The sequence below is a fragment of the Halobaculum sp. D14 genome, assembly GCF_051195135.1.
Taxonomy (GTDB): domain Archaea; phylum Halobacteriota; class Halobacteria; order Halobacteriales; family Haloferacaceae; genus JBNTKA01.
The window spans coordinates 3,786-5,191 of the sequence record NZ_JBNTKA010000008.1; the positions used below are offsets into that span (position 1 = coordinate 3,786).

General features: G+C 59.2%; 1 rRNA gene. It reads right to left on the reverse strand.

The window, feature by feature from the left end:
• Positions 1-40 precede the first annotated feature (40 nt).
• Positions 41-1,406 (reverse strand): 16S ribosomal RNA (locus ACQUST_RS14865); the annotation flags it as partial.

The window sequence follows — 1,406 nt, forward strand, 5'->3', positions numbered from 1 at the left end:
AAGGTGGGGTGTGACCGTGGTGGTCACGCCCCGGGATGTTGGGAGGTGATCCAGCCGCAGATTCCCCTACGGCTACCTTGTTACGACTTAAGCCCCCTTGCGAAGCCCAGATTCGACTCTCCAACGAGAGCCTCATCCGGACCTCACTCGGGTGCTTTGACGGGCGGTGTGTGCAAGGAGCAGGGACGTATTCACCGCGCGCTTCTGACACGCGATTACTACCGAATCCAGCTTCATGTGGGCGAGTTTCAGCCCACAATCCGAACTACGACCAGGTTTCTGAGATTACCGTCCCCTCTCGGGGTAGGAACCCATTGTCCTGACCATTGTAGCCCGCGTGTAGCCCAGCTCATTCGGGGCATACTGACCTACCGTTGCCCGTTCCTTCCTCCGCCTTAGCGGCGGCAGTCTTCCTAATGTACCCAGCTACCTCAAGGGTACTGCTGGCAATTAGGAACGCGGGTCTCGCTCGTTGCCTGACTTAACAGGACGCCTCACGGTACGAGCTGACGGCGGCCATGCACCTCCTCTCTGCAACTCTGGCAAGGTCATCAACCTGACCGTCATCACTGCAGTCGGAGCTGGTGAGATGTCCGGCGTTGAGTCCAATTAAACCGCAGGCTCCTCCGGTTGTAGTGCTCCCCCGCCAATTCCTTTAAGTTTCATCCTTGCAGACGTACTTCCCAGGCGGCCTACTTAGCGGCTTCCCTGCGGCACAATACTGACTCGTAGTCAGTAGCGCACCTAGTAGGCATCGTTTACGGCTGGGACTACCCGGGTATCTAATCCGGTTCGAGACCCCAGCTTTCGTCCCTCACTGTCGAGTCCGTCTTCCTGAGATGCTTTCGCCATCGGCGGTCCGTCCAGGATTACGGGATTTCACTCCTACCCCGGACGTACCTCTCAGGTCTTCCGGCTCCAAGCCGTGCAGTTTCCGCCGGACGCCCACCCGTTGAGCGGGTGGATTTCCCGACGGACTTGCGCGGCCAGCTACGGACGCTTTAGGCCCAATAAAATCGGTCATCACTCGAGCTGCCGGTATTACCGCGGCGGCTGGCACCGGTCTTGCCCAGCTCTTATTCGAGAACCACCTTACGGTTCTCAAAAGCGAGGACTGTATGCCCTCGCACTCGGGGTCCCCCTATCGCACTGGCGTGCAGTGTAAAGGTTTCGCGCCTGCTGCGCCCCGTAGGGCCCGGAATCTTGTCTCAGATTCCGTCTCCGGGTTCTTGCTCTCACAACCCGTACCGATTATCGGCACGGTGGGCCGTTACCCCACCGTCTACCTAATCGGCCGCAGCCACATCCTACGGCGCCTGAGCGTTTCGCGCTCCCGGCGTTCCAGCGTGGGAGCGGTATTCGAGATTAGCCTCAGTTTCCCGAGGTTATCTCGATCCGTAGGGTAG